This window comes from Streptomyces sp. 17_S59, from assembly GCF_056930295.1.
The window spans coordinates 5,958,581-5,978,111 of the sequence record NZ_JBXOWD010000001.1; the positions used below are offsets into that span (position 1 = coordinate 5,958,581).

The following is a 19,531-nucleotide window of genomic DNA, read 5'->3' on the forward strand; positions in this document are numbered from 1 at the left end:
CTTAAATGGGGATGTCGCGCCGTTGGTTTGTGGGCAGGCGTTCCGCAGGGCGGAACGGGTGGGCACAAACCGGCCCACCGGGCAGCAACCACCCCGGGGTCCGGGGGCGCAGCCCCCGGTTTCGGGAAGGGGCGGGGTGGGGAAAGGCCCGCCGCAGGCGGACCGGACCGTCAGGTCAGCAGGGCCAGCGCCTGCTCGGCCGCGTCCCGCGCCCGCCCGCCCCCCGACCCCACCTTGCCGACGACCCGCAGCCCCTGCAGCAGCACAAGCAGCATCCGCGCCACCGCCACGGGATCGAGCCCGGAGCGCAGCTCCCCCTGCGCCTCGGCCCGCATCAGGGCCGAAGTCAGCGCCGTCTCGAGGGTGTTCCAGCTCTCCTCCACACGGCGCGCAGACTCCGCGTCGTGCGCCCCCAGCTCCACGGCCGTGTTGGTGACGAAGCATCCGCGCCGCAGTCCGTCGCACGCGGCCTCGTCCGCGAAGCGGCGGACCAGGGACCGGACGGCCGGCAGCACCGGGCCCGGCCGGGACAGCTCCGCCATGATGCGCGGGTCCTGCTGCTCCCCGTACCGCTCGAGCGCCTTGAGGTAGAGGTCGCGCTTGCTGCCGAACGTGCCGTACAGGCTCGCGCGGGCGATGCCGAGGTGCTCCACGAGGTCCGCCATCGACGTCGCCTCGTACCCGCGCTGCCAGAACAGCTCCAGGGCTGACTGCAGGGCGGCGTCCGGATCGAATTCCTTGGTCCTGGCCACGCATTCGACCTTAGTTGTATCGAGAACGGTCGGTCAAGAATGATCGTCAAGAAAGGGTGCCACCCCGGCCGGCTTCGGCAAGAGCCGGTAAAGCGGAAGCCGACGGCTTGTCAGTGCAATTTCACATTACTATGGTACGGCGCGGCTCGAAGCTCGTAGCTGACTCAACGTCAACTCCCCCTAGGAGCACCGATGCACGTGTTCCGTACCGCGCGCAAGGGCCTGCTCGCCGCCGTCCTCGCGGCGTGCGTGGCCCTGCCCGCGGCTCAGGTCGCCCAAGCCGCCCCACCGGCTCCCCAGCCCCGCGCCGGCGAGGCCGCCCCCGGCCCCGACCCCCACAGCGACCCCCGCAACGACGTCGACCACCTCGCCGCACCCCCCAAACGGAAGGCGGAGCCCCCGGCACCGGGCGGGGCCGCGCCCGGACGGGCGGAGCCGAGCCGCATACCCGCCGACCTCGCCACGGGCAGACCCCACCAGCACCCGGACGCCAGAGCCTTGGACGACGCCGTCCCCTGCACCCTGGACGGCATCACCCACCTCGCCCCCGACCGGCTCGCCGACTTCCTCACCGACCCCGCGGTCACCGCCGACGGCTGTCTGCGCGGCCTCATCTGGACCTGGGACGCCCGGCTCGTCCCCGTGCTGTCCCGGGCCCACGTCCAGGCCGTCGCCCGCCGCGCCGCCGCTCTCGCCCCCACGCACGACGGCACCGACGCCACCCACCTGTACGAGCTGTTCACCTACCTCCACGCCGCCGTCTACCACGACTTCTCGCACGACGAGATCGACCTGACGGACCCGGCGACGGTGGACGCCATGCGCCGTGCCATCGAGACGTTCGGCGCCGCCCCCCATACCTTCGACGCCACGCGGCAGAACGCCGAGACCCTCCGCGAGGCCCTGACCGCCGGCAGCGCCCCGGGCCTGCGGCAGTACCAGCTGCCCCTGGTCGTCCGCGTCCTGGGCACCCTCGGGCCCAAGGCACCGACCGCCGCCGACCCGGCCTGGGGCGGTGCGGCCCTCTCCGCCCTCACCGTCAACTACCTGGGCATCTACCCGGGCAACAACGACACCGCCTTCCGGCAGGCCGTCGCCGCCGACTCCGGCTACCGCGCCGCCTTCCGGGCCTTCGCCGGTCACAGCCACCTCAAGGGCACGCCCAACGCCTGGGCGGTCCGCGACGCGCTGGGCGAGTACGGCCGGTTCGGCCAGATCGACAGCCTGCGCGCGGCGGTCGTCGCCGACCTGGGCGCCCTGCTCAAGACGGCGGTCGCCAACTTCGGCGACCTGAGCGCCCCCTGGGCCTCCCTCGCCTCATGGCTCAACTTCTTCGACGCGTGCAAGGCCTACAACGTCTGCAAGCCGCAGGTCGAGGCGCGGGTCTTCCCCCGCACCTACACCTACGACAAGGGCGGCATCGAGGTCCGTACCGCCCTCGACCGGGCCACCGTCGACCAGCTCTACTACGCGAGCAAGCAGGTCAAGTCCCAGTTCTTCCGCGTCCTGGGCACCGACGTCCCGCTGGCGGGCGACCCCAATGCCACCCTCCACATCCACCTCTACGCCTCGCGCGCCGACTACGAGGTGCTCCACCCGTTCCTCACCGGCATGGGCACCAACAACGGCGGCGTCTACATCGAGCAGGGCGCCACCTTCTACACCTACCAGCGTCGCGTTCCCCAGGACTCCCAGCTTTCGCTCGAGGAACTCTTCCGCCACGAGTACACCCACTACCTCAACGGCCGCTGGGCCGTCCCTGGCATGTTCGGCGAGCCCCGCTGGTTCGCCAACGACCTGACGACCGCGATGGACGAGGGCACCGCCGAGTTCTTCGCCGGCAGCACCAGGTCCGAGGGCATCAAGGTCCGCAAGTCGCTCGTGAAGAGCGTCATCGCCGACACCTCGGGCGGCGGCCCGCGCATGAGCGTCGACCGCCTGCTGCACGCCACCTACAACGGCGACGGCTTCCGCTTCTACGCGTACGCGGGCACGTTCTTCGAGTTCCTGTGGCAGAACCACCCCTCGCTGATCCGTGAGATGTACGGGTACCAGCGCGCCGACGACCCCAAGGGCTTCGACGGCTGGCGCACCCGGACGGGCGCCGACGCCGCCCTGCAGCGCGAGTACGACGCCTTCCTCGACGAGCAGATCGCCAGGGTGAACGACCTCTACGTCCCGGACACCCACTACGTGCCCGTCGGCTCCCTGAGCCTCTCCCGACCCGCCGACGCCGCCTCCGCCTTCGCCGCCGCCACTCAGATCACCCCCACCTGCACCGCCAACGGCGACACCCGGGGCATGCCCCGCTTCAGCTGCACCGGCCGCATCACCGCCAACCTCTCCGACTCCCACGACGAGGACCAGGTCTTCGCCGACATGTCGGCGACCGTCGACTACTTCATCCTCGACCGGGCCGCCTCGGGTCCCAACAACTTCTCCGACATGAACTGCTCGTTCGGCACCGTGGACATCTGGTCCGACGGCACCGCGGGCACCAGCGCCTTCACCTGTGAGGGGCCGCTGCGCGGCTGAGGCGGGCAGCGGCCATTACCCCAGCGGTAATCGCGCCCCCGCCCCGGCTCCCGGCATGGTGATGTCAACGGCCTCCCGGACCCGCGCACTCGGGTCCGGGAGGCCGGCAGCAGACCGCGGGTGCACGGGGATCCGCGGTCCGGGAACCCACGAAGGAGACATCACCATGTCGCAGCCGCAGACCGAGCAGTACGAGACCGCCGTCGCCCGCTACTTCGAGGCGTGGAACGCCACCGGCCCCGCCGCCCGCGCCAAGGCCGTCGCCGCAGTGTGGACCGAGGACGGGACGTACACCGACCCGCTCGCCGAGGCCGACGGGCACGAGGGCATAGCCGCGGTGATGGCGGCGGCGCACGAGCAGTTCCCCGGCTTCGAGTTCCGCCGGAGCGGGGCCGTGGACGGACACCACCGCACCGCGCGGTTCTCCTGGGAGCTGGTGTCGGTGGCCGACGGCACGGCGCCCGTCGCGGGCTTCGATGTGATCACGCTGGCCGATGACGGGCGGATCAGGGCCGTCCTCGGGTTCCTCGACCGGGTTCCGCAGCAGGCTGCCGGGTGAGGAGTTCCGGAAGGGCGGCGGCCGTCTCCGGGTCGGCGGGGAGGAAGGTCTCCAGGGCCAGTTCGGAGACGGTCACGTCCATCGGGGTGTTGAACGTGGCGATGGTCGAGACGAACGACAGGGTGCGGCCCTTGTGCTCGATCACCATGGGCAGCGCGAACGGCACCCGGCCCTCCGCTCCCGCCGCACTCTCCCCGCCGCCCGCCTCCGGCAGCGGATAGGCATTGACCTCGTCGTAGAGCGCGCGCAGGGGAGCGGACCGCATCAGGGCCAGCTGCCGCTCCATCTGATGCAGCAGATGGCCGCGCCACTCGCGCAGGTTGCGGATGCGCGGCGCCAGCCCCTGGGGATGCAGGGTGATCCGCATGGCGTTCAGGGGCGGAGCGAGCAGTGCCCCGTCGACGCCCTCCAGCAGCATCGCGATCCCGCTGTTCGCCGCCAGGACCCGGTACGTGCCGTCCACGACGAGGGCGGGGAACGGCTCGTAGCTCTTCAGCAGCCGTTCAAGGCCGTCCCGCAGGCCCTCCAGCGCGGGGTCCTCCAGGGGCCGCTCCGGGTAGTACGGGGCGTAACCGGCGGCCACGAGCAGGGCGTTCCGCTCGCGGACGGGGACATCGAGGTGGTCGGCGAGCCGGAGCACCATCTCCTGGCTGGGCCGGGACCGGCCGGTCTCGATGAAGCTGATGTGCCGGGCGGAGGAGTCGGCGCGGAGCGCCAGCTCCAGCTGGCTGATCCGGCGCCGGTCCCGCCACTCGCGCAGCAGGGCGCCCACGCCCGTCCCCGGGGCAACCGCGGCAGTCGTCATGCCCCGACCGTAACCCGAACGGGCTCGCCGGCCCGCCGCCGGCCCCGGGGTCCCGGGCGCCGTGGGGCCCAACGGGACCGCGGGGCCACAGCCGTCCCTTCGCCATCCGGGGCGCCGCAGAATGGCGCGAAAGCGCCTCCGTCCCATGGGACGCTTGCCTCACTGGTCGTTCGCGACGGGACGACGAGACGAACGAGACGAAGAGGACGCGTGATGGCAGTCGAACCGCTCTCGCAGAAGGACGTGGAGGAGCGCCTCCAGGAGCTGCCCGGCTGGACCGCGGACGGCGACCGGATCACCCGCACGTACTCCTTCGACGGACACTTCCAGGCGGCGGCGATGGTGATCCATGTCGCCCAGATCCAGGAGGAGTTGAACCACCACTCCGATCTGACCCTCGGCTACAACACCCTGACCCTCGCCGTGAACACGCACAGCGTCGGCGGGAAGGTCACCGGGCTGGACGTGGAGCTGGCACGGCGGGTGGAGGCGGTCGCCGCCGGGCACGGGGCGCGCTGACGTACCCGGTCCCGGGAGGCGGCGGGCGCCTCCCGGGACCGGTTCCGTGCAGGGTCAGCTGAAGTCGAACGCGTCCGGGTCCGGGCCCAGCCGGGTGCCCTTGTCGAGAGCGGCGATCGCCGTGAGGTCGTCGGCGCTCAGCTCGAAGCCGAGCACGTCGATGTTCTCGCGGATGCGGGACGGGGTGACCGACTTCGGGATGGCCACGTTGCCCAGCTGGAGGTGCCAGCGCAGCACGACCTGCGCGGGCGACTTGCCGTGCGCGGCCGCGATCCGGGCGAGGACCGGGTCGTCGAGCAGGCCCCGGCCCTGACCGAGCGGGGACCACGCCTCGGTGGCGATGCCGTGCCGGGCGTGGAGTTCGCGCAGCTCCGCCTGCTGGAAGTGGGGGTGCAGCTCGATCTGGTTGACCGCGGGGACGAGCGAGGACTCGGCGAGGAGCCGCTCCAGGTGCGCGGGCTGGAAGTTGGACACGCCGACGGCCCGGGCGCGGCCGCTCCCGGCGATCTCCTCGAACGCGCGCCAGATGGTCAGGTAGTCGTCGCGCATGGCCCGGGGCCAGTGGATGAGGTAGAGGTCCACGTGGTCGAGGCCGAGCCGGGCCAGGGAGGCGTCGCACTCGCGCAGGACGCCGTCGCGCGTCCAGGTCTCGGAGGCGCTGTTCCACAGCTTGGTGGTGACGAACAGTTCGTCACGCGGGATCCCCGAGGCCGCGAGCGCCTTGCCCGTGCCCTCCTCGTTCTCGTAGATGGCCGCCGTGTCGATGCTGCGGTACCCCGCTTCGAGGGCGGTCTCGACGGCCTCGGCCGCCCGGTCGTCCGGGACCTGCCAGACGCCGAAGCCGAGCTGGGGCATCGCGACGCCGTTGTTGAGGGTGATGGACGGGACCTTGCTCACGAGCAGTCGATCCTTACTTACGTCGGAATGCTTACCTCCGGATCAACCCACGCATTCCGGTTCGCATTCCTGCACCCTGAATGCCGGAGGGTGTCAGGTGATGTAGAGGGCTTCCACTTCGGTGGCGTAGGCCTTCTCGATCGCCTTCCGCCTGAGCTTCAGCGTGGGCGTCAGCAGGCCCTGCTCCTCGGTGAACCGCCCGGCGAGGATGCGGAACGCGCGGATGGACTCGGCTTGCGAGACGAGCGTATTCGCGGCCACCACGGCGCGCCTGATCTCGGCCTCCAGATCGGGGTCGTTCGCCAGTTCGGACGGCTCCATGGCGGGCTTGCCGCGCATCGTCAGCCAGTGCGCGACCGCCTCCCGGTCCAGCGTGATCAGCGCGGCGACGTACGGGCGGTCGTTGCCGACGGCTATGCACTGGGCGACCAGGGGGTGCGCCCGCACCCGCTCCTCCAGGACCAGCGGCGGCACGCTCTTGCCGCCCGAGGTCACCAGGATCTCCTTCTTCCGCCCGATGATCGTCAGATAGCCGTCCTCGTCCAGCTCGCCGAGGTCGCCGGTGGCCAGCCAGCCGTCGTGGAGCACCGCCCCGGTGGCCCGCGGGTCGTCCAGATAGCCCGCGAATACCTGGTCGCCGCGCACCCAGACCTCGCCGTCCTCGGCGATGCGCACGGTGGTGCCGGGCACGGGCCGGCCCACGGTGCCGAAGCGGGTGCGCTCGGGAGGGTTGGCGACCGCGGCACCGGTGGTCTCCGTCAGCCCGTACCCCTCGAACACGGTGATGCCCGCACCCGCGAAGAACAGCCCCAGCCGGCGCTCCATCGCCGAACCGCCGGACATCGCGTACCGCACCCGGCCGCCCAGCAGCTCCCGCAGCCTGGCGTACACCAGCTTGTCGAACACCTGGTGCTGGACGCGCAGGGCCGTGCCGGGGCCGGGGCCCGTGCCGAAGGCCCGGTCCTCCACCGCCTGCGCATGGCGCACCGCCACGTCGACGGCCTTCTCGAACGGCCTGCCCCTGCCCTCCAGCTCCGCTGCCCGCCGGGCTGCGGCGAAGACGCCCTCGAAGACGTACGGCACCGCGAGGACGAACGTCGGCCGGAACTGCCGGAGCGCGGGGAGCAGCGCGGCGGCGGTCAGCTGCGGCTGGTGGCCCAGCTTGACCCGGCCGCGCACCGCCGCGACCTGCACCATGCGCCCGAAAACGTGGGCGAGCGGGAGGAAGAGGAGCGTGGACGCCTCGTCGCCGGGGCGGGAGCGGAAGACGGGCTCGTAGCGGAGGACAACGTTATCGGCCTCGGCCATGAAGTTGGCGTGGGTGAGGACGCAGCCCTTGGGGCGGCCCGTGGTGCCCGAGGTGTAGATGACGGTGGCGGGGGAGCCGGGGGTGACCGCCATGCGGTGCCGGTGCACCACCTCGTCCGCGATCCCGGCCCCGGCCTCCGCCAGCTCGGCGGTGGCCCCGGCGTCCAGCTGCCAGAGCCGGGCGAGGCGCGGCAGCCGGTCGACGACCGAGCCGATGGTCATCGCGTGGTCCTCGTGCTCGACGACGCAGGCGGTGACGCCCGCGTCGTGCAGCATCCAGAAGACCTGCTCGGGGGAGGAGGTGGGGTACATCGGTACGGACTGGGCGCCGATGCACCACAGCGCGAAGTCGAACAGCGTCCACTCGTAACGGGTGCGGGACATGAGGGCGACCCGGTCGCCGAACCGGATGCCCTGGGCGATCAGGCCCTTGGCCAGGGCCAGGACCTCGTCGCGGAAGGCGGCCGCGGTCACGTCCTGCCAGTCGCCGCCCTCGCCGGCCCTGCGGCCGAACGCCACCCGGCCGGGGTCCTCGGCGGCGTGGTCGAAGACGACGTCCGCCAGTCCTCCGGCGCAGGGCGCCGTCACCACGGGTGGGACGGTGAACTCGCGCAACCTCTCGCTCCTCGCGACGCTCCGCACAGCGCCGTGACCGTACCCGATCCCGTCCCGCTGTGAACCCCTTCGGCGGGGCTCGTCTCCCCCCATGGGCCGGGGCCGACCGGATCTGCACGGATTCTCTTCCGGACCTCTCCGGGGCGTGCACGGAGTTGTCACCCGGGAGAGCCGGAGGAGCCGAGAGGGAGGCCAGTGGCCGGGGTGCCGGGAGCGCCGGGAGCGCCGGTGGAGTGCAGCCGGTCCCCGGCCGCCAGGATCGCCTCCGCAAGCGCCTCGGCGCTGCCCCGCACCGCCCCGCCCGTCCGGGAGGCGGCCGCACCGTACAGCAGCACCACGTCGATCCCGCCGAGATCCGGCAGCCCGGCCCCGGCGGGGATCCCCACCAGGCCGGGCGGGACCATGCCCCCGGCGTGGGCCATCACCCCCAGCCCCGCGCGGGCCGCCGCCACCAGGCCGTTGAGGCTGCCGCTCGTGCACGCCACCCGCCAGGGGCGCCCGTGCCGCTCCAGCACCTCCAGGGCCCGCGCCCGGGTCACCGCCGGGGGCGGGAACAGCACCAGCGGGAGCGGACGCTGCGGGTCCAGACGCAGCCGCTCGCCGCCGATCCACACCAGGCGGTCCCGCCAGACCAGCCGCCCCCGGCCGGGCAGCGGCTCGTCGGGGTGGCGCTTGACCAGCACCAGGTCGAGCCGGCCGGCCGCGAGCCGCTCCTGGAGGGGGCCGGACAGCTCGACGGTCAGCTCCAGGTCCACCTCGGGGTGGTCGCGCCGGAATCTCTCCAGGATCTCCGGCAGCCGGGTGAGCACGAAGTCCTCCGAGGCCCCGAAACGCAGCCGGCCGCGCAGCCTGGTGCCCGCGAACCAGTGCGCGGCCCGCTCGTTGGCCTCCAGGATCGTCCGGGCGAAGCCCAGCATCGCCTCGCCGTCCTCGGTGAGGAGCACGGTGTGGGTGTCCCGGGCGAACAGCCGGCGCCCGGCGGTCTCCTCCAGCTTGCGCACGTGCTGGCTGACGGTCGACTGCCGGAGCCCGAGGCGCCCGGCGGCCTGGGTGAAGCTGAGCGTCTGCGCCACGGCCAGGAAGGTGCGGAGGTGCACGGGGTCGAACATGCCCGGAGCCTACCCCCGGCCTATCGCGAATCGCGATGGCAGTAACAGCAGTGAACGGGGTTCCCGATAGGCGTGCCCTTGGGCAGGGTGGAGGCCATGCCCCGCATCCTCTCCCTGCTCGGGCGGCACCTCCGCGTGCGGCGGATCCGCCGCCGTGGCGGCTCCCGCAGCCCCCGTCCCCGCTTCCGGCTCCGGCTGCCCGTCGACCCCTACATAGCCGCCCTGCTCGGCACCGTCCTCCTCGCGGTGCTGCTGCCCGTGCGCGGCTCGGCCGCCGACGCTGCGGAAGGGGCCTCCACGGGCGCCGTGGCGCTGCTCTTCTTCCTTTACGGGGCCCGCCTCTCCACCCAGGAGGCGATGGCCGGACTGCGCCACTGGCGTCTCCATCTCACCGTCCTGGCCTGTACGTTCCTCGTCTTCCCGCTGCTCGGCCTGGCCGCCCGCGGACTGGTGCCGTACGTCCTGTCCCCGCAGCTCCACACCGGGCTGCTCTTCCTGTGCCTGGTGCCGTCGACCGTCCAGTCGTCGATCGCCTTCACCTCCATCGCGCGCGGCAACGTGGCGGCCGCGATCTGCGCGGGCTCCTTCTCCAGCATCGTGGGCATCCTCCTCACCCCGCTTCTCGCAGCGCTGCTGCTGGGCGGCAGCGCGGGCGGGTTCTCGCTCGACTCGCTGGTGTCGGTGGTGCTGCGGCTGCTGGTCCCCTTCCTCGCGGGGCAGTTGCTGAGGCGCCTGCTCGTCGGCTTCCTCACCCGGCACAAGGCCGTACTGGGTCTCGTCGACCGGGGCTCGATCCTCCTCGTGGTCTATGCGGCGTTCAGCGAGGGAGTCGTCCGGGGCGTCTGGCACCAGGCGACCCCCTGGCGGCTGCTCGGTCTGGCGGCGGTGGAGGCCGTGCTGCTGGCCCTGATGCTCACTCTCACCTCCTATGGCTCGCGCCGGCTCGGCTTTGCCCGCGAGGACCGGATCGCCATCACCTTTGCCGGCTCCAAGAAAAGCCTCGCCGCGGGCCTGCCCATGGGCACCGTCCTCTTCGGCGCCGAGGCGAGCCTGGCCCTGCTGCCGCTGATGCTCTTCCACCAGATGCAGCTGATGGTCTGTGCGGTGCTGGCCAAGCGGTACGCCCGCCGGGCGGCCGCCGTCGTTGCCGGCCCCGCGCCGGAGACCGCACCCTCCGGCACCGCACCCCCCGCTTCCGGCTACCGCACCTCAGCCGTCGCCGCCCCCGGCACCGACGGCGTCCCCGGCACCGACGGAGTCCGCCCGGTCGACGCGGTCGATGCGGTCGAGCGGTAGCCAGAGCACCATCTCCGTCAGATCCCCGGGCGCGGGCGGCGTGTTCGACCGCCGCAGCGCCGCCAGCTCGCCGTCCGCCAGCCTCCGGCCGTACACCCGCACCTCGTCCAGATCCCCCGTCAGAAACGACCTGGCGTCCGGCTTCTGCCCCAGATGCACCCCGAACGTCGAAGTGCGGCTCACCGTCCCCGGCACGTCCCCCACGGCCGTGGAGACGCCGTCGACCGTGAGCGTCACCCGGCCGCCCGCGCGGCGCAGGGCCAGCTGGTGCCACCTCCCGTCGTTGTACGCGCCCGCCGACCGCACCGTGGCCGTACGGGCCGGGCCGGCTCCCGTCACCGCGGTGACCTGCCCCGTGATCCGCTGCTGACCCGGCTCCCCGCGCAGCGCCACCTGCGGGGCGCCGCCGATCCCGCCCATCCACAGGAACGGCTGCTCCCCCTTGCCCGCCCGGTAGCGGAACCACAGCACCGCCGTGAAGTCCCGCGTGCCGAGCGGCAGCGACGGGCGGTAGGGCAACCGCACGGCACCGTCCCGGCCGTCGAAGCCGAGCGCCGCCCCGAAGCGCCCGCCGACCCGGTGCACACCCCCGAGCACCCGCGCCCCCTCGCCCCCCGGCGCCCGGTCCCGCGTCGTCGGGTCGGGCCCGGCTCGGGGACCGAGCCACTCCTCGGTGAACCGCGCGAAGCGGATCTCCTGACGCGCGTCGGCCTTCCCGGCCTCGTAGAGCAGACCGGTCGTCCCCTCCTCGATCACCGTCATGTCGGAGTAGCCGGACCAGTCGGCCGTGACCCGTCTGCCGTGCTCGGCGCTCTCCCAGGTGCGCCCCTGGTCGTAGGAGGAGCGAATGGTCATCGTGCGGCGGCGGTCGGGGTCGGCCGGCAGCGCCAGCAGCCAGCGCCCCGGCCGCAGCGCGGCGATCGAGCCCTGCACCATGGGGGCGTAGAGACCGGGCAGGGCCCTGAAGGGGGCGGTGAAGCCGGCGCCTCCGTCACGGCTGACGGCGTCGTCCCGGTTGCCGAGGTCCGTCCCGTCCTGCTCGCGGCCGTTGACGTAGACCGCCCCGTCGCTCCGCTCGGCCAGGGTCAGCTCGGACGGCTTCTGACGGTACGTACCGTCGGAGGCCACTGAGTAGCTGTCCAGCGCGCCCAGCCGCCAGTGGTCCCCGCCGTCGTCACTGAGGGCGAGCGCCCCGTGATTGGCATAGGTGCGGATGCCGTCGTGGCTCTCGGCGTTGATGCCGATGACCAGGCGGCCGCGGTGCGGCCCATGGGTGAGCTGGATGCCGTGCCCGGGCCCGGTCGCGTACCAGGAGTTCCAGGCGGCCGGCCGGATCTGCGCGGTCAGGTCGCGTGGGTGCGACCAGCTGAGCCCGTCGTCCTCGCTGTACTGCATATGCGGGGTGCGGTCGCAGGGCACATCGCAGTTCCCGGCGTCCTCCCGGCCCTCGTTGTAGGTCGTGGCCAGCACGATCCGGCCGGTGCGGCGGTCCACGACCGGCGCGGGATTGCCGTGGGTGTCCCCCTCGCCGGAGTCGACGACCCGGAGCGGCCCCCAGGTGCGGCCGCCGTCGGCGGAGCGTTTGAGCACGACGTCGATGTCGGTGGCATCGCTGCAGTTCTCCTTCCTCCCCTCGGCGAAGGCGAGGAGGGTGCCGTCGTTGGTGGTGACGATGGCCGGAATGCGGTAGCAGGCGTAACCCGGGTCCTGGTCCGCCCTGAAGAGGACGCGCTCCTCGAACGGCGCCCGGTCCGCCCCCGGCTGGGGAGACGCCGACTGCGGAAACGCCGGATGGGGAACGAGCGCGAGAAGCACTCCGGCGACCGAGGCGAGGGCGGCGAAGCGTCGCCGCATCGCCTTTCCGAAGCGGGATCTGATGGGACGTCGGATGGCGGGTGCGGAGGGCTCTCGGTGACCGGTAGGAGGATGCGCCGTCATGGCCCGTCCCTTTCGCGTCAAGGCCCTCTGGGGCCCCACGTGTCCGGTGGGCCAACGTACGGTGCGGGCTGTTCTCCCACAAGGATTGTCATCCGAAGGAATCATGCGACCCCTCGGCACGTTTCGCGGCTCCGGAACCGGCTCACGGCCGGAGAATCACCTTGCCCTGGTTGGCCCGGGACTCGATGATCTCGTGCGCCTTCGCTGCGTCCTCCAGCGGCAGTTCGGCGTGCACCCGGGGGCGCAGCCTTCCGGCGGCGAACAGCTCCCACAGCTCCCGTCGCCACTGCTCCATCAGCGCGGGCCGGTTGCGGGCTATGAGCGCCACCTGGAAGCCGATCGCGGATTTCCCGCCCACCAGCAGGTCGTAGGCCGGAATGATGCCGCCTCCCGAGCTGTAGGCCACCAGCCGCCCGCCCGGCGCGAGCGCCGCCAGGGCGGGGGAGAGCAGCTCTCCGCCGACGGCGTCCAGGACCACGTCCACCGGGTCGCCCCAGGAGTCCTGGTCGTAGGTGACCACCTCGTCCGCGCCCAGTGACCGGACGAACTCCGCCTTCTCCGGCGATCCGACCGCCGCCACCACCCGCTCCGCGCCGCGCGCCTTGGCAAGCTGCACCGCCAGATGGCCCACCCCGCTCGCCGCGCCCGTCACCAGCACCGACTCGCCCTCGGCCGGCCGGCCTGCCTCGTACGCCCCGAGGGCGACGAGGCCGCACCGCACGAGCGCGACGGCATCGGAGGCGCTCGCGCCCGCGGGGATGTGCGAGGCCATGGCGGCGTGCACGACGGCCCGGTCGGCGTAGCCGTCGCCGAAGCACAGGCCCGTGACGCGGTCGCCGACCGCGAAGCCCGTCACCCCGGGGCCGACGGCGGCGATCTCCCCGGCGACCTCGCCGCCCAGGCTCGCCGGCAGCGGCAGCCCGCCCTCGCGGACCTTGCGGACGACCGGCAGCGTGACGCCGATCGCCTCGGTGCGCAGCAGCAGTTCACCGGGGCCGGGAGCGGGCACCTCCGCCTCCTCCAGGCGCAGTACCTCGGGGCCACCGTTCTCGTAATAACGAACGCGACGCATCATGCGCGGACACCTCCACAGGGCAGCTTCACGGAACAGCAGGACAGGCGTGACGACGCCTCACCAACTCATTGGGAGCCCCAACGGCTGACAGTCCTCACGGTACACGAATCCATTGGGAAGTCCAATGGATTCCGGGTAGGCTCGTCCCATGCCCGAAACCGCAGGAACAGAGCAGGCGAGCGCCCCCCGGCCCGCGCTCGACCACATCCGCGCGCTCCCCAGCTGGCTGCTCAACCGGGCCTCCGCGCGCGGCCGGCGCCTCGTGGCCGACGCGCTCGCGCAGGACGGCATGCGCATGCCCCACCACGCCGTGCTCTCGGCCGTCGCCGACCTCGGCCCGGTGGCCCAGGCCGAGCTGGGGCGCACCACCGGCTTCGACCCCAAGGACATGGTCGGGATCCTCAACGACCTCCAGGCCCAGGAGCTGATCACCCGCGCTCCCGACCCCAACGACCGCCGTAAGAACGCCATCACCCTCACCCCGGCGGGCCGGCGCCGCCTCGCCCGCCTGGGGAAGCTGGGTGACGAGGCGAACGAAGCCCTGCTCGCGGGGCTCTCGCCCGCCGAGCGCGAGCTGTTCCTGGCCCTCCTCACCCGCGTGGTCGAGGGCGAGGGCACGTCCGAGAGCTGACGCCGCCCCGCGAACCTCCCGAAAGCCGGGGCGGCAACGCGCCGGATCTGGTGGGATGTCACCCGATGTGGGGAGGCTGGGGCGGTGGAGTCCGGTGCGGCCCGGTGCGGTCCGCGGAAGGCCGCGGGAAGCGGCGGGAAGCAGCGGAAGAAGGTAAGAAGAAGCGGAAGAAGGTAAAAGGAAAAGGACACGAATCCACCCGACGGGCACGGCGAGCACGACAAGAGCGGCAAGCGCGGCGAGAATCGACAAGGCCGGGCAAGCAGGGCACAGCGCAGCGAGACCGAGCAGGCCAGGGAACAAGAGGAACAAGGCGAGAAGGGGTGCCGCGTGAACCTTCAGCAGCTGCACTACACCTCCACCGCCACCCTGGGCCCGAACGGCTCCGGCTTCCGCTTCACCGCGGCAAGCCCCGAACTGCCCATCACCCTGCTGGGCGAGACGGAGCAGTTGATCGGCTACGAGCCGCCGGGCGACGCGCCCCGCCGCCCCACCCTGGAGGAACTCACCCGGTTTCCCGTGGCGTTCAGCCACAACCGGCTCTCCGACGGCAGCCGCCTGCTGTGCCGTACGGTCCGCACCGGCCCCGGCCGCAGCGGCCGCCACGGCAACTTCCACGCCCACGCTGTGCGCCTGCCCGACGGCGGCGGGCTGCCCGGCGGCCTCCTGCCGATCGAGGCGTGGGAGTCCCCCTCCTGGGCCGACCGCACCCCCGACGGGGGCATCCCCGCAGCGCTGACCGCGCTCATCCCGGCCCGGCGCATCGACAAGAAGGGCCTGCTCGAGTTCGTCCACTCCCGCGCGGAGCGGATCGAGGCATTCCTGGCCGACGTGCGGACGCTCTTCCGCACCCCCGACGCCCCGCAGATCATCGTCGTCGAACAGGACACCGCCCATACGGCCTACTGGGTCGCCGTCGCCAGCGCCGTCCTGCCCCGCGAGCTGGCCGCCCGGCTCACCTTCACCACCTACACCCGCCGTCCCATGCTCGCCCGGCAGCAGATCGTCGGCGTCTTCCCCGACGCCGACTTCGACTTCGCCTCGGCCGCCGCCCAGCAGCGCTTTCGCGTCCACGACCTCACCGGCGGGCCCTCCAGCCCGGCCCGCGCGGAGCGGGATCTCTGGGCGGCTGCGGCGGCCCGGATCTGGCTGGCGGGCCGGCCGGAGCTGTTCGCCGAGGCCGCGCGCCGCACCGGGATCGGCGGCCGCACCGCGCCGGGCCGCACCGCCGCGGCCCGCGCCGCGCACGCCGGGCCCGGCCCCGACGGCACGGCAGGACCCGCCGACGCCGGCAGGCCGCCCGGCACGGGCGCCCGCGGCCCCGTCGCGACCAGAGAGGTCCGGGAGGCCGGGGGAGACGACGCGGACCGCCTCGCCGCGCTGGCCGCCCGAGAGGGCATCGCCCTGGAGTCGAACGGCCGCACCGCGGCCGCCCGCTGGATCCGGGAGAACGCCCCCGGCACCGACCTCGAGAACACCCCCCGCACCCGGGTGCTCACCACCGTGGCCGCGGGCGGCACGGACCGTACGCCCGAGGAGTGGACGGTCCTGGCCTCGCTCGCCGAGGAGTTCTCGGCACCGGCGTTCCGCATGACGACCGCCCCCCTCAAGGACGACCTGCGCGCGGAGCTGAACCGCGCGGCGGAGATCCCGGACACCCCCCTCGTCCGCTTCCTCGCGCTCCTCCGGCTCGCCGAGGCGCTCTGGGTCGACCGCGACGCCGTCCTGCCCGTCCTGGCCGCCCGGCTGACCGCCACCCTCCTGGACGAACGGGCGCAGGACCGCAAGGTCGTCCGTGCCGCCCTCGACGCCCTCCCCGAGCTGCGCGCCGCCGTCTTCGACTCGCTGGACCGCACCACGGCGACGCAGGCTCCCGAGCCCATCGTCCGCCTGCTCGCCGCCGAACTCCCCGGCGCCGACCTCACCGGCCGCCCCCACCTGACCATGGCCGCGGCCGTGGCCGCCGCCCCCCTGCCCGACGGCGACCGCGACCACGTCGCCCTGCTGCACACGCTCCTGAAGACGGCCGGATCCGAGCACCTGGAGAAGCCGTCCGTGCTGCGCACGGCCTTCCGGCTGGTGTGGGGCGACGCCCCCCTCCGCCCGGCCGAGGCCGACACCCTGCTCGCCGGCCTCCCGGCAGGCTGGCACCGCGCCCCCGAGATCGTCGACGCGCTCGTCCGGGCCGCCCTCGACAGCGGCCCCGACGACCCCGTCGCGCCCGGCCTCGCGAAGGGCCTCCTGGAGGAGCTGCTCGGCTGCGGAGTGGAACTCGACCCCAGGGAGCGGGCCGCCCTCACCCTCCTGGAGGAGGCCGGCGCCCTCACCACCGGCGAGGCCCCGCCCGGCTACACGGCCCGCGTCGTCGGCCTCCGCCGCCAGGCCGCCCCGCTGGAGGCCGGCGTCGCCGAACGGCTCTGCGCCGCCCTCGCCCGGCGGCTGCTGTGCATGGACCCGCCCCCCGGCCCCGGAGAGCTGCCCGACCTCATCCACTCCGGCGACGAACTCCTCCTGGACGCCTACGCCCTGGAGGGCCACGGCGAGGGCGTGCGCGAGCTGCTCCGCCGCACTCCCACGTACGCCGCCGTGTGCTTCGTCGCCTGGCACACCGCGCCCGGGGTGAACGACCTCTGGGAGGAGATCCGCACCGATCTGCTCGGCAGCATCCTGCGGCCCGAAGTGCGCCGGATGAACACCGAGGAGATCGAGCAGATCCGGCACTGCCTGCGGCAGGTCGGCGGTCAGTGGGCCGAGACGTTCCACGAGTGGGACAGGTTCGGGGTCCTCGGCAGGCTCAGCGGCCGCTGGCGCGGACGCCCCGGGAGGGCGTGACGGATATGGGGCGGCTCACGGCATGACGATGCGCTCTTCCCCCGCGTAGACGTTCATCGAGGAGCCGCGCAGGAAGCCGACGAGCGTCATGCCCGTCTCGGCGGCCAGGTCGACGGCCAGGGACGACGGCGCCGACACCGCCGCCAGCACCGGAATCCCCGCCATGACCGCCTTCTGCGCCAGCTCGAACGACGCCCGCCCCGAGACCAGCAGCACGGCACCGGACAGCGGCAGCAGCCCCTGCCGCAGCGCACGGCCGACGAGCTTGTCGACGGCGTTGTGCCGGCCCACGTCCTCGCGCACGTCCAGCAGTTCGCCGTCCGCGGAGAACAGGGCCGCGGCGTGCAGGCCGCCCGTGCGGTCGAAGACGCGCTGGGCCTCGCGCAGCCGGTCCGGGAGCGCGGCCAGCAGCTCCGGCGTCAGCCGCACGGGTGACGGGCCGTCGGACACCGGCCAGCGCGCCGTGGTGCGCACGGCGTCCAGGCTCGCCTTGCCGCACAGGCCGCAGGAAGAGGTGGTGTAGACGTTGCGCTCGAGGCTGATGTCGGGCACGGGGACGCCCGGTGCGAGGCGTACGTCGACGACGTTGTAGGTGTTCGAGCCGTCGTCGGTGGCACCGGCGCAGTAGACGATGTTGGCCACCTCCTCGGCCCGGCCCAGCACGCCCTCGCTCACCAGGAAGCCGGCGGCGAGCGCGAAGTCGTCGCCCGGCGTGCGCATGGTGATGGCCAGCGGCTTGCCGTTCAGCCGGATCTCCAGCGGCTCCTCGGCCACGAGGGTGTCCGGACGGGCGCCGACGGCCCCGTCCCGGATGCGGATGACGCGGCGTCGTTCGGTGACCCGTCCCATGTCGATCAGTCCCGAGGTGCTTGGTGGCCGGTGATGGACGGTTCATTCTCCCCGCACGGGCCGTGACCCCCGTACGGGTGCACCGGCGCCCGGCACGTGACGTCGGCCTCATCGGAAGAAGCCGTGACACGCAGGACACACCGCATGACTACCGTTCAGTAGCGAAACACAGCGAGACGGAACGTGCGCCAGCCCAACCTCCCCGCCCCGACCGTGCACCGAGAGCGGAGATCAGCGATGGCACCCACCCTCACCACTCCCGTGCTCAAACCCGGCACCGAATGGGCCACGGCCTGGCAGCGCTGCCTGGCCCTCGCCCCCGAGGCGTTCCGGGACGACCGCGTACTCAACCTCTGGAACGGCTTCTGGCAGGCCGACGGCCGCCCGCTCCCCGCCACCACCCCCGTGGACGGCACCCCGATCGCCGGCCCGCCCCGCCTCGACCCGGCCACCGCCCGGCAGGCCGTACGGGCCTCCCTGGACCAGCACCGCGCCTGGCGCGACATCCCGCTCGCCGACCGCAAGGCCCGGGTGGGCGCCGCCCTCGACGCCCTCACCGAGCACCGCGAACTCCTCTCCCTGCTCCTCGTCTGGGAGATCGGCAAGCCCTGGCGGCTGGCCTGCGCGGACGTCGACCGCGCGATCGACGGCGTGCGGTGGTACGCGGCGGAGATCGACCGCATGCTGGTCGACCGGGGGCCGCTGCCCGGACCGGTCAGCAACATCGCCAGCTGGAACTACCCGATGAGCGTGCTCGTCCACGCCATGCTCGTCCAGGCGCTGGCAGGCAACGCCGTCATCGCCAAGACCCCGACGGACGGCGGCCTGGCCTGCCTCTCCCTCGCCTGCGCCCTGGCCGCGCGCGAGGGCCTGCCCCTCACCCTGGTCAGCGGCAGCGGCGGCGAGCTGTCCGAGGCGCTCGTCCGCGCCCCCGAGATCGGCTGCGTCTCCTTCGTGGGCGGCCGCGACACCGGGGCCCGGGTCGCCACGGCCGTCGCCGACCTGGGCAAGCGTCACATTCTCGAACAGGAGGGGCTCAACACCTGGGGCATCTGGAACTTCACCGACTGGGCCGCCCTCGCCCCGCAGATCCGCAAGACCTTCGACTACGCCAAGCAGCGCTGCACCGCCTACCCGCGCTTCGTCGTGCAGCGCTCGGCCTTCCCTGAATTCCTGGCGCACTACCTCCCGGCGGTGCGCCAGGTGACCCTGGGCCACCCGCTGGCGGTGACCGACCCGGCCGGGCCCCTGCCCGAGCTGGACTTCGGCCCGCTGATCAACGCTGCGAAGGCGAAGGAGCTGACCGACCAGGTGGCCGAGGCGATCGACCGCGGCGCGATCCCCCTGCACCGCGGCGAGCTGTCTCCCGAGCGCTTCCTCCCCGGCCAGGACACCGGCGCGTACGTGCCGCCCGTCACGCTCCTCAACCCGCCCTCGACCTCCCCGCTGCACCACGCCGAGCCCTTCGGCCCGGTCGACACGATCGTGCTGGTCGACACGGAGGCCGAGCTGCTCGCCGCGATGAACGCCAGCAACGGCGCCCTCGTCGCCACGCTGTCCTGCGACGACCGCCGGGCGTACGAGCGGCTGGCCCCGCAGATCCGCGCGTTCAAGGTCGGCCACGGCAAGCCGCGGTCGCGCGGGGACCGGGAGGAGCTGTTCGGGGGCTTCGGCGCCTCGTGGCGGGGGGCCTTCGTGGGCGGGGAACTGCTGGTGAGGGCCGTGACGGAGGGGCCCGCGGCGGACGAGCGGGTGCCGGGCAACTTCCCGGACTACCACCTGATGCCGTAGTCCGCCGGGCTCGTACGCCG

Annotated in this window: 15 protein-coding genes; 7 read left to right on the top strand and 8 right to left on the bottom strand. The window is 73.2% G+C overall.

Features of this window, described 5'->3' with window-relative positions; all coding sequences use genetic code 11:
• Positions 1-170: 170 nt before the first annotated feature.
• Positions 171-752: a TetR/AcrR family transcriptional regulator gene (locus AC1Z4A_RS27105; RefSeq protein WP_483682484.1), complete on the bottom strand. Its 582-nt coding sequence runs from the start codon at positions 750-752 to the stop codon at positions 171-173.
• 192 nt (positions 753-944) lie between these two features.
• Between AC1Z4A_RS27105 and AC1Z4A_RS27110 the strand changes: the two genes are divergently transcribed.
• Both AC1Z4A_RS27110 and AC1Z4A_RS27115 read left to right on the top strand, forming a co-directional pair.
• Complete coding sequence (locus AC1Z4A_RS27110) at positions 945-3,287, top strand: collagenase (protein WP_483682485.1); 2,343 nt, start codon at positions 945-947, stop codon at positions 3,285-3,287.
• A gap of 166 nt (positions 3,288-3,453) precedes the next feature.
• Positions 3,454-3,846 carry a nuclear transport factor 2 family protein gene (locus AC1Z4A_RS27115; protein ID WP_483682486.1) on the top strand — a complete coding sequence of 131 codons (393 nt, stop codon included), beginning with the start codon at positions 3,454-3,456 and terminating at the stop codon, positions 3,844-3,846.
• On the opposite strand, the gene AC1Z4A_RS27120 is transcribed toward AC1Z4A_RS27115, so the two are convergent.
• A complete protein-coding gene (locus tag AC1Z4A_RS27120) occupies positions 3,794-4,651 on the bottom strand; it encodes a helix-turn-helix domain-containing protein (protein WP_483682487.1) in 858 nt (285 codons plus the stop codon). The two genes, AC1Z4A_RS27115 and AC1Z4A_RS27120, sit on opposite strands and share 53 nt — an antisense overlap.
• A gap of 213 nt (positions 4,652-4,864) precedes the next feature.
• Here AC1Z4A_RS27120 and AC1Z4A_RS27125 point away from each other — a divergent pair, with 213 nt between their 5' ends.
• Positions 4,865-5,170 carry a 4a-hydroxytetrahydrobiopterin dehydratase gene (locus AC1Z4A_RS27125; RefSeq protein ID WP_483682488.1) on the top strand — a complete coding sequence of 102 codons (306 nt, stop codon included), beginning with the start codon at positions 4,865-4,867 and terminating at the stop codon, positions 5,168-5,170.
• A gap of 54 nt (positions 5,171-5,224) precedes the next feature.
• Here AC1Z4A_RS27125 and AC1Z4A_RS27130 read toward each other — a convergent pair whose 3' ends face one another.
• The 3 genes from AC1Z4A_RS27130 to AC1Z4A_RS27140 all read right to left on the bottom strand — a co-directional run bounded on the left by AC1Z4A_RS27130 (position 5,225) and on the right by AC1Z4A_RS27140 (position 9,099).
• Entirely contained in the window at positions 5,225-6,067 is an 843-nt protein-coding gene (locus AC1Z4A_RS27130; RefSeq protein ID WP_483682489.1) for an aldo/keto reductase, read from the bottom strand.
• Positions 6,068-6,160: 93 nt separating this feature from the next.
• Complete coding sequence (locus AC1Z4A_RS27135) at positions 6,161-7,990, bottom strand: AMP-dependent synthetase/ligase (RefSeq protein WP_483682490.1); 1,830 nt, start codon at positions 7,988-7,990, stop codon at positions 6,161-6,163.
• Positions 7,991-8,148: 158 nt separating this feature from the next.
• Positions 8,149-9,099: a LysR family transcriptional regulator gene (locus AC1Z4A_RS27140; protein WP_483682491.1), complete on the bottom strand. Its 951-nt coding sequence runs from the start codon at positions 9,097-9,099 to the stop codon at positions 8,149-8,151.
• 96 nt (positions 9,100-9,195) lie between these two features.
• On the opposite strand from AC1Z4A_RS27140, the gene AC1Z4A_RS27145 reads away from it, so the two are divergent.
• On the top strand, positions 9,196-10,395 hold the full coding sequence (locus AC1Z4A_RS27145; protein ID WP_483682492.1) for a bile acid:sodium symporter family protein: 1,200 nt from the start codon (positions 9,196-9,198) through the stop codon (positions 10,393-10,395).
• Here the strand turns inward: AC1Z4A_RS27145 and AC1Z4A_RS27150 are convergent.
• On the bottom strand, positions 10,309-12,249 hold the full coding sequence (locus AC1Z4A_RS27150; protein WP_483682493.1) for an exo-alpha-sialidase: 1,941 nt from the start codon (positions 12,247-12,249) through the stop codon (positions 10,309-10,311). The genes AC1Z4A_RS27145 and AC1Z4A_RS27150 overlap by 87 nt on opposite strands.
• A gap of 226 nt (positions 12,250-12,475) precedes the next feature.
• Complete coding sequence (locus tag AC1Z4A_RS27155; protein ID WP_483683747.1) at positions 12,476-13,405, bottom strand: quinone oxidoreductase family protein; 930 nt, start codon at positions 13,403-13,405, stop codon at positions 12,476-12,478.
• A 151-nt stretch (positions 13,406-13,556) separates the two neighbouring features.
• On the opposite strand from AC1Z4A_RS27155, the gene AC1Z4A_RS27160 reads away from it, so the two are divergent.
• Together AC1Z4A_RS27160 and AC1Z4A_RS27165 are read left to right on the top strand one after the other, a co-directional pair.
• On the top strand, positions 13,557-14,039 hold the full coding sequence (locus tag AC1Z4A_RS27160) for a MarR family winged helix-turn-helix transcriptional regulator (protein ID WP_483682494.1): 483 nt from the start codon (positions 13,557-13,559) through the stop codon (positions 14,037-14,039).
• 330 nt (positions 14,040-14,369) lie between these two features.
• Entirely contained in the window at positions 14,370-16,871 is a 2,502-nt protein-coding gene (locus AC1Z4A_RS27165) for a GTPase-associated protein 1-related protein (protein WP_483682495.1), read from the top strand.
• Positions 16,872-16,886: 15 nt separating this feature from the next.
• Here AC1Z4A_RS27165 and fdhD read toward each other — a convergent pair whose 3' ends face one another.
• A complete protein-coding gene (fdhD, locus tag AC1Z4A_RS27170; RefSeq protein WP_483682496.1) occupies positions 16,887-17,720 on the bottom strand; it encodes a formate dehydrogenase accessory sulfurtransferase FdhD in 834 nt (277 codons plus the stop codon).
• Between the two features lie 237 nt (positions 17,721-17,957).
• Between fdhD and AC1Z4A_RS27175 the strand changes: the two genes are divergently transcribed.
• Positions 17,958-19,511, top strand: coding sequence for an aldehyde dehydrogenase family protein (locus AC1Z4A_RS27175; RefSeq protein ID WP_483682497.1), 1,554 nt, complete (start codon positions 17,958-17,960; stop codon positions 19,509-19,511).
• The last annotated feature ends 20 nt before the right edge of the window (positions 19,512-19,531 follow it).